The sequence below is a fragment of the Cellulophaga sp. genome (assembly GCF_039943695.1).
Classification (GTDB): Bacteria; Bacteroidota; Bacteroidia; order Flavobacteriales; family Flavobacteriaceae; genus Cellulophaga.
This window is the reverse complement of the sequence record NZ_JBDVAA010000140.1, coordinates 1-9,559: the sequence shown is the minus strand read 5'-3', so window position 1 is coordinate 9,559 and position 9,559 is coordinate 1. Positions and strand designations below refer to the sequence as shown.

The following is a 9,559-nucleotide window of genomic DNA, read 5'->3' as shown; positions in this document are numbered from 1 at the left end:
ATCTGCTTCATCTAAAACAAGGTATTTAGAATTTTTTAGACTGATAGCGTTACGTTTTAACAAATCTATTAACCTACCAGGAGTAGCAATAACTATATGAGTATTTTCTTTTAAACGTTCTATTTGCGGCTTTATAGGTGTACCTCCACATATTGATGCTATTGAAACAGCAGGCATATGTGAAGCAAAAGAAACTAAATTGCTGTAAATTTGCTGACCTAATTCTCTTGTAGGTACAACTATTACAGCCTGTATGTTAGCATTATCTGTATCTATTAATTGTATAAGTGGCAAACCAAAAGCTGCGGTTTTACCAGTACCTGTTTTTGCTAAACCAACAAAATCTTTGTTAGCCTCTAGTAAAACCGGAATAGATTTTACTTGTATTTCTGTAGGAGTCGTAATTTCTAATTCGGCTAAACTTTTAAGAAGAGGAGCAGAAACTCCTAGTTTAGAAAACTTTTTTGACATAATATAATTTTGGGCAAAGATAGTCACTCTTTTCACTAGAATCCACAAAAAAATAGGGGATCTCTTTAGATATCATCTTACATTTGTAAAAAACAGTTGCTGTGCATCCAAAAAATCTACATAATACGCCTTATCAATTTAAAAAATTAATAGAAGTACATATTTCTTTAGCTCCTTTTGTACACACTAATGAGTTTGGTAACAGCACTATAGATTTTTTTAATCCTAATGCCGTTTTAGAATTAAATAAAGCGCTACTAAAGCTACACTATAATGTTACTAATTGGAGTATACCTGAAAACTACCTTTGTGCGCCAATTCCCGGACGTGCAGATTACATACACCATATAGCAGACATACTTAACAAAGTAAATATAAATACACCTGTTAAGGGTTTAGATATTGGTGTGGGTGCAAATTGCATTTATCCAATACTGGGCAGCCAAATATACAATTGGAAAATGGTAGGTTCAGATATTAATGAAGTAGCTGTAGCATCTGCAAAACAAAATGTAACTGCAAATACTAATTTAGTTGATGCTATTGAAATTAGACATCAAAAAGATAATGCTAACATTTTTGCAGGGATAATTAAATCCAATGAAAAGTTTGACTTTACAATGTGTAATCCGCCTTTTCATTCATCAGAAAAAGAAGCAAAAAAAGGCACACAACGCAAACTTAAAAATTTAGGAAAACAAGCTAGTGAGCTAGAGCTTAACTTTGGTGGTATGGCTAATGAGCTTTGGTGTAATGGTGGCGAAGCTCTATTTTTAAAACGATTAATAAAAGAAAGTGTTTTATTTAAAGACCAGGTTACTGTTTTTACCAGCTTGGTATCTAAAAGCAATAACTTACCTAAATTACAAAAACAACTTACTAAACTAAAAGCTAGTTATTTTATAGTGCCTATGGAACAAGGCAATAAAAAAAGTAGAATTTTGGCTTGGAAATTTAATGACTAAATTCAAAATTACAAACTTCTAGTTTCATCACTTATCTTTACCTTTGCAAGGTTTAAAATTATACAATGCATAAAATTCACCCTAAAACATTACAAGACCTAGAATTTAACACCGTATTAGAGCACATTAACTTGCGCTGTAGTACAGAATTAGGGAAAGAATTAGCACTACACGTTACTCCTTTTAGTAGTAAAGAAGAAATTTTAGAAAATCTAGGAAAAACTAGTGAATACGTAGCATCTTACGATAATGAAAACCGTATACCAAATCACGGTTTTGATACCATTACTAAAGAATTACATTTATTAAAAATAGAAAACGCAACCTTAGAAATAGGAGGTTTTAAAAAAATTAGCAGTATTTGCAATACTATTGTTGTACATACTAAGTTTTTTAAAAAGTTTAAAGAATATTACCCATTATTAAGTAACTATTCTGAAACACTAAATGTGCTACCAGAAATACCAAACGCTATAGATGCTGTTATAGATAAGTTTGGCGAGGTTAAAGATAAAGCATCAAGCAAATTATACGATTTACGTAGAGAAATTAATTCTGTAAAAGGTAAAATTAACTCTAGTTTTTTATCTGCTTTAAACTCTTATAATTCTGCAGATTATTTAGACGAAATTAGAGAATCTGTAGTAGACAACAGGCGTGTTTTAGCTGTAAAAGCAATGTACAGAAAAAAGGTGAAAGGTGCCGTTATGGGGGCTTCTAAAACTGGTAGCATTGTTTATATAGAACCTGAAGCTACATTACGCCATAGTAGAGAGTTAAACAATTTAGAATATGATGAAAAAGAAGAAGTAAATCGTATTTTAAAAGAATTAACAGCAGCAATTAGACCTTTTGATTATATTTTAGCTAGTTACCAAGAGTATTTAGCAGAAACAGACGTTACTGCTGCAAAAGCAAAGTATGCACAAGATACAAACTCTCTCTTGCCAAAAATTAGTAAAGAAAGAACTATGTTTTTACGTGATGCTTACCACCCACTCTTGTACTTAACAAATACAAGGAAAAATGAAAAAACCTGGCCACAAACTATAGAACTAAAACAGGACAACAGAATTATTGTAATTTCTGGTCCTAATGCTGGTGGTAAAAGTATTACCTTAAAAACAATTGGTTTGCTACAGGTGATGTTACAAAGTGGTATGCTAATTCCTGTTCATGAACGTAGTACGGTTTGTTTGTTTGAAAAAATATTAACAGACATAGGAGATAATCAATCTATAGAAAACCACTTAAGCACCTATAGTTATCGCCTTAAAAATATGAATAGCTTTTTAAAGAAGTGTAATGATAAAACACTTTTTTTAATTGATGAATTTGGTACTGGTAGTGATCCTGAACTTGGTGGTGCATTGGCAGAAACTTTTTTAGAAGTTTTTTATGAGCGCGGTGCTTATGGTGTAATTACTACGCATTACGCCAATTTAAAAATGCTAGCTAATGAACTACCGCACGCTACAAATGCCAATATGTTGTTTGATGCTAAAAGTTTAGAGCCAACTTTTAAACTTGTATTAGGGCAAGCTGGTAGTTCTTTTACTTTTGAAGTTGCTCAAAAAAATGGTATTCCGTATAGCTTAATTAACAAAGCCAAAAAGAAAATAGAACGTGGTAAAGTCCGTTTTGATGCTACCATTGCTAAAATGCAAAAAGAGCGTAGTAAAATGGAAAAAACAGGTTCTAGGCTACAAGAAGAAGAAACTAAAGCAAGGCAAGAATCTAGACGTTTAGAAGAGCTTAACACAAAAATAAAATCTAAGCTAGAAAACTACCAAGAATTGTACGACCATAACCAACGTATGATTTATTTAGGTAACAAGGTAAATGATGCTGCTGAAAAATATTTTCAGGATAACAAAAAACGTGTGTTAGTCTCAGAACTAATACGTGTTGTAGAAACTGAAAATAGCAAACGTAAAAAGAAATCTGCAAAAGAAGTTAAAGCACAAAAAGCCAAAAAGAAACAAGTAGAGCAAGAAGTTGCTAAAAAGGTAGAGGTAATACGCGAAAAGAAAAAAGTAGAAAAGAAAAAAGCTATTGTTAAAGAAAAACTTAAACCTAAGTATATTTTTAAAATTGGTGATAGAGTCCGTATGCTAGATGGAAAAGCTGTTGGTAGCATAGATTCTTTAGAAAAAAACAAAGCTATTGTTAACTACGGATTATTTACTACAAATGTAAATGTAGATCAGTTAGAACTGGTACAGGCCAAAAAAAAATAAACAGCCAGCATTAAGCATTATGAAGTTTACAAAGACTACTTAAGAGGCCGACTGTTCCCCATTTTTAAAAAACTAATTTAAATTGTGATTGTAAGCCTTAAAACTTACATTAAAGTAAATTTGTTTTATTTATAAATTGTATACCACTAATAAATATTAGTAGCGTTTATATACTAAATAAAAATAAACAGCCAGCATTAAGTTTAATGAAGTTACAAACCACTTAAGAGGCCGACTGTTCCCCAATTTTTAAACTAAATAATTCTTGTATTCAATTATTTAATTTTTAATATTTTCTTACACTGCAAAAGTAAGCCTAAACCAAATGTTTTTAAAGAAAACACCATGGACAAAGCATGGACAAGTGTTAATTTTTTCTTATAAAACACAAAAAAAATACAATTACAACTAGACTTCTACAAGTAACACACTATATACGTGCATTTATTAAAAATAGTTGTCAAAAAAATATATTTAGATTCAATTAACTGAAAAACAGTGTTTTAAAAATTAATTATATTCATTTTTTTACAGTTTTAATTACAAAAAACGAAAAATAATCGGTTTATTTTACTAACTAACAAATTAACATATTAATTTATTCTTTTATGAAGTTAATATATAGCCTATGTAAGTAAAAAGGGAAGGTTTAGATAGCTTATAAAGACATACAGCTGTTATTATGCTGTAAAAGACTAAGTATATTCTGCCTGTTTCGTATACTAATTCTTTAATTTAGGGTATAAACAACAAGTATACTTTTAATAAATTAAAAAGTAAAACACCATTAACCAACAATCAAATAAAAAACAATACTAATGGACTTAGCATAGATTGGTTAAAAAACTATTATTTTAAACTTGAGTAAAAAAAAACTGGGCAATAATTAAATTGCCCAGTTAAACTAACTCAATTCTGTATAATTATTAACAGTTATTAAGACCATTACATAATTAAATGTAATCATAAGTAGGAAGCAAAATTTGAGAATAATTTAGAGCTAGTTATTTAGATGTATTTTATTGAATACTTAAAGACTAAAAATTGGAGAATAATCACCCGTATTATTACCAGAAACAGTGTATTTTGTGCCAGTTATATCAAAAAACACAGTTCTTAATTTATCTCCTAAATAAAAGTTAAAAGATGCACCTACAGTCTCTAAGGGTATATTTTTAAATAAAACGTTTTTAGAATCTTTAATAGCATATACGTTTAATGGTAATACCGTTCCTTCTTCAGTATTTCCCGCTAAAAAGTAGACAATTCTTTTACCTAATTTGTCAAACGCTATTGTTATACTCTGGTCAGAATCTTTTTCTTTTAAGTCATAAAATTCATTTAACAAAGCTCCTATACCTTCTGTACCAAAACCTTCACTACTACCTGCTCTTCCTAATTTCTCTATAGAAAGGTCTTCTAAAGAGGTGAAATTTTCCCATGAATTTGAACTAACATATTTAAACTGTAACCCGTTTTTTGATATTGCTAGAAACTGTTTTTCTTTATCTACACTGCTGTATTCTCCATTTTTTCTAAGATTTACAATAGCTCCTATACCATCAAACTCTCCACTGTCTTTATCACCAGTAAAGAATGGGTATTCACCACCAAACAAATCAGTTACAGAAAAAGGACCTTCTAAAGCACCGTTAAAACTACGCATATATTTATCTCCAGAAGTATTTACAAGTATAAACTCTCCTTTATTGCGCTCAAAAGCTGCACCAACGCCTCCCATTTTATTTAAAATATTGCCTCTCCAATGCTTTGTTTGTATTGGTTCTCCATTATCAAAAAGAGGTTCGCAATTAGTTTCGTTATACTTTGTAGCAAGCTGTACACCAACTATTTGATTTGTATTTACACTACGTACCACATAACTTATAGGTAATCCAGAACCTATGTTAGCACTCTTGGACAGTAAGCTAACTAGAGAGCTTAAATTTGTTTCACCTATAGTAGATATAGTAGATTCTGTATCACCACCAAAAGCAATAACTTTTATATTAACATTTTTTAGCTCTTTTAAATGGTTAACCTCTAACTCTGCTTTAACTTTAGTGCTAAACACACCAAAACTAGCATTAGCAGCTACGTTTAGTTCTTGGTAAGATGAGCTTGTTTCTATTAACATATAATAAACTCTACCATAGGTAACATCACTAATATATGTTGCAGGATTATCTTCTTGTATATATTTAGCTAAATCTTCTGGTGTTACCGTGTCTGCAAATAAATCATCCTTACTAGTTGGCAAATTCATAGACATGGTGTAAAACGTTTGTTTCAACTTTACCAAGATTCTATTTTTATTGTCTCCGTTTTTAAAGTCAAAACTAGCACCTGCTTTTACAAAGGCAGATTTTATATCTAACCCCATACTAATAGCTAAAGCTTCTCTACTTTGCACTTGTTCATACTCAAAAGTAAAATTTGCTGGCGTTACATCTGGTGATGCTGCTATTATCTGGTTCATAGCATCTTGTATACTACTTTTAGACACCACATCTACAGTTACATTACTAGATATGTTACCATTTACCAAATCATAAGACACTGTTCCTCCGGCTCTATCAACTGCAATTACGTCTGGAGTTGTATTTTTAAGTGTTTTTCCCTGTAACAAGCTACCTGGATAAATTATTTTAGCATTTGGACTAAATAATGGAAAACCATCTTCTCCACCAGATTCCCTTTTTAAATCATAAGTAGTTGTTGTGCAACTCCAGTTTTCTATAGTTGAGTTACCCTGATCGTCTGTTGTAGTAATTGCTTGCTCACTTTGTGTAGAAGAAACCTCTACCTGTTGTTGTATTGGATCTTCTAAATCTTCACCAACAGCAAGAACAGCATTAAAACTACTCTTTTCGGATTCGTTATCTTTTTGCGAAGAATCATCTTCCTTACTACAAGACAACAATGATGTAAATAGTATTAAAAACATTAGTAGGTTTGTTTTAATACTATATGAATGCATTTGCTTCATAATATATTATTTTAAGATTTGAGAGGACAAAAATAATTTTTTACAAGCTCTTAAACATCAAATATACAATGGACAAAGTATGGACACGTATATTAAAAACTATACAAAACAAAGGACGTACAATATGATTTTATAAGAGCCAAAACAAACTCGTACCCCATAAAAATCAATAGGTTAAGTCAAAAATAAAAGTTTAAAAACCTTTTAATAAAAATCAAAAAATATATGGACAAATGAAGAATAATAGATTTTTATATATTTAAATTTTTAAAAAAATTAATATCTTAGATGCAAAGAAAGAAGGTAAAGTCCCCAATTATTTTATTCTTTATATAATTAACTTTATCAGAATTAACTTATGAAAACCATATTAATTACCTTTTTGGTAATAAGTGTTACAACTTTTTCTTTTAGTCAAAATAATCAAAAAATAGATAGCTTAAAAAATGTTTTACAAACTGAAGTATCAATAACTCAAAAACTAAAAATACTAGACAGTTTACATTCAAATCTTAAGTATAGTAATCCAAAGTTATCTTTAAAATACTCCTTAGAGGCATATAATTCTGCTAAATTAATATCAGATAAACCCAAAATAGTTTCTAGCGCATACAATAGTGCACTGGTATACAAAGTAATTCACAAATTAGATTCTTCTGTCTATTATCATAAAATTGCTATGTCACTAGCAAAGGAACTTAATGATGATGTAAGCTATGCTAAAGGCCTTAATGAGTTAGCTGATATTGAAAGGCAAAACTCTAATTTAGATAGGTCTTTAAAAATGTTTAACAAGGCCAAAGATATTTTTAAAAAGAATAATAAAACAACACTTTACAGCAATTGTATTGGTAATATAGCTAGTGTTTACCTAAGTAAAGGTCAGTATAGATTATCTCAGAAAATGTATATGGAGTCTTTAGGTATTTTAGACTCTATAGGAGAAAATAGCGTATCTAAAGCAGATATTACTGCCAAAATTGGTGAAATACAAAATCGTATTGGTAATTATAATGAAGCCATCACATATTACAATAAAGCTCTTGAAGTATATAAGTTAAAAGATGATAGTAATTGGATGTGCAATATGTACCTACAAATAGGAACTGCTTTTGTTAATTTAAAAAGGTTTGATAAAGCTATTATAAATTTTACAAAGAGTTTAAAAATAGCAGAAGATCAAGGATTAGTATCTAATCAAGGTTTACTATATACCAACATTGGATCTGTATACAGAGAGTCTAAACAATTTGAAGAATCTAAAGTATACTTAGAAGAAAGCTTAAGGTTTCATGAAAGAGAAGGCTTTTTATATAACTATATAGATGTTTTAAAAGAACTAGGAAAGTTATATATAGATTTAGGTGAACCAAAACAAGCAATTATATACCTAAACAAAGCTATAGAAAAATCTAAACCTATTAAAAGGCTAGACTATTTAATGGAGAATTACAAGCTACGTGCATTGGCTAATGAACAGCTTGGTAAAAGCAACTTAGCTCTGAGTGATTTAAAAAAGCATCAAAAATTTAAGGATAGTATTTACAACTTAAAAAAAATACAACAGATTGAAGAATTAAAAACTATATACGAAACTGAAAAAAAACAAACTCTACTAGCTCTTAACGAAGAAGAAATTAAAAACTTACAACAAAAAGATAAACTAAACACCTTAACTATAAGTCTTTACGCTGCTGGTATGGTAGCTGTAATTTCTATTTCAATTATGCTGTTTTTTATATTTAAACACAGAATGAAGAAAAATATAAATAAACAGAAAAAACAAGATGAACTATATAGAAAAGAAATAGAGCACAAACAAAAAGAATTAGCTAGTTTAACAGTGCACTTAGTACAAAAGAACACGTTTACACAAGAACTTATAGATAATTTAAAGGAACTTAAAAATAACCCAGATAAATTTAAATTAGAGTTTAGACGTATATTAATGCTATTAAAAAAACAAACTGCAGACGACAAAGATTGGGAATTATTTAAGTCTTACTTTGCAGATGTTCATAATGATTTTGATAATAAACTAAAAAAAATATATGCGGACATATCAGATAAAGAAATTAGACTCGCTGCTTTTTTAAGGATGAATTTATCTACTAAAGAAATCGCCGCTATTTTTAACGTACTACCAGACAGTATTTTAAAGTCTAAATATAGATTAAAAAAGAAGCTAAGTCTTAAACGAGAAGTAGATCTAAGTGATTTCTTAAATTCATTATAAAAACACTTTTATTTGTTTTAGGTATTTTATCTTTGCCTTGTGGTAGTAGATAAAAAAATTATTCTTTTTGATGGCGTTTGCAACTTATGCAACAACGCTATACAGTTCATTATTAAACATGATAAAAAAGACCTGTTTAGGTTTGCAACATTGCAAGGAGAAACTGGCAAAAAACTTATTACAGAACGCAATATAAACACATCTAAAATAGACTCTATTATTTTAATAGAACCTAACATCGCCTATTACATAAAATCTACCGCTGCACTAAAAATTGGTCGTAATTTTGGAGGTGTTTGGATACTTTTATGGGTTTTAGAACAAATTCCTGTTGGTTTTAGAGATTGGGTATATAGTTATATTGCTAAAAACAGGTATAACTGGTTTGGAAAAAAAGATAATTGTATGATTCCTACTCCGGAATTAAAAGCTAAATTTTTAGATTAATTAGCATCTTATTAATATTATTAATCAATTACTTAACTTAATTTCACCTAAATATATTAATCTTTTTTTATGTACAGTTTAAATCAAATTTCATATTCACTGCACGACTATTTAGTTGACTTTGGTTTAGATGATATTTACGCTAAATACCTAAACACACTAATACTTTTAGTTCTTTTAGTTGTTGTTCTCTATATTTTTGATTTTGTTT

6 protein-coding genes are annotated in these 9,559 nt (G+C 29.4%); 4 read left to right on the top strand and 2 right to left on the bottom strand.

The window, feature by feature from the left end; genetic code table 11:
* Positions 1-471, bottom strand: a 471-nt coding sequence (locus ABJD66_RS09460; protein WP_348130809.1) for a DEAD/DEAH box helicase, incomplete at its 3' end; no start/stop codon positions are given.
* A 101-nt stretch (positions 472-572) separates the two neighbouring features.
* Between ABJD66_RS09460 and rlmF the strand changes: the two genes are divergently transcribed.
* Together rlmF and ABJD66_RS09450 are read left to right on the top strand one after the other, a co-directional pair.
* Positions 573-1,436 (top strand): 23S rRNA (adenine(1618)-N(6))-methyltransferase RlmF, encoded by an 864-nt coding sequence (gene rlmF / locus ABJD66_RS09455; protein WP_348130806.1) that lies wholly within the window; start codon positions 573-575, stop codon positions 1,434-1,436.
* Positions 1,437-1,501: 65 nt separating this feature from the next.
* Positions 1,502-3,676, top strand: coding sequence for a DNA mismatch repair protein MutS (locus ABJD66_RS09450; RefSeq protein WP_348130804.1), 2,175 nt, complete (start codon positions 1,502-1,504; stop codon positions 3,674-3,676).
* 1,030 nt (positions 3,677-4,706) lie between these two features.
* Here the strand turns inward: ABJD66_RS09450 and ABJD66_RS09445 are convergent.
* Positions 4,707-6,665 carry a thiol-activated cytolysin family protein gene (locus ABJD66_RS09445; RefSeq protein WP_348130801.1) on the bottom strand — a complete coding sequence of 653 codons (1,959 nt, stop codon included), beginning with the start codon at positions 6,663-6,665 and terminating at the stop codon, positions 4,707-4,709.
* Positions 6,666-7,023: 358 nt separating this feature from the next.
* On the opposite strand from ABJD66_RS09445, the gene ABJD66_RS09440 reads away from it, so the two are divergent.
* Positions 7,024-8,901, top strand: coding sequence for a tetratricopeptide repeat protein (locus ABJD66_RS09440; protein ID WP_100896052.1), 1,878 nt, complete (start codon positions 7,024-7,026; stop codon positions 8,899-8,901).
* A 39-nt stretch (positions 8,902-8,940) separates the two neighbouring features.
* Complete coding sequence (locus tag ABJD66_RS09435) at positions 8,941-9,348, top strand: thiol-disulfide oxidoreductase DCC family protein (protein ID WP_348130798.1); 408 nt, start codon at positions 8,941-8,943, stop codon at positions 9,346-9,348.
* Positions 9,349-9,559 lie beyond the last annotated feature (211 nt).

What these genes read in the sequence shown, in the direction of transcription:
- ABJD66_RS09440 (WP_100896052.1), top strand. Translation starts at nt 7,024, where the DNA reads ATGAAAACCATATTAATTACCTTTTTGGTAATAAGTGTTACAACTTTT.
- ABJD66_RS09450 (WP_348130804.1), top strand. Translation starts at nt 1,502, where the DNA reads ATGCATAAAATTCACCCTAAAACATTACAAGACCTAGAATTTAACACC.
- ABJD66_RS09445 (WP_348130801.1), bottom strand. Translation starts at nt 6,665, where the DNA reads ATGAAGCAAATGCATTCATATAGTATTAAAACAAACCTACTAATGTTT.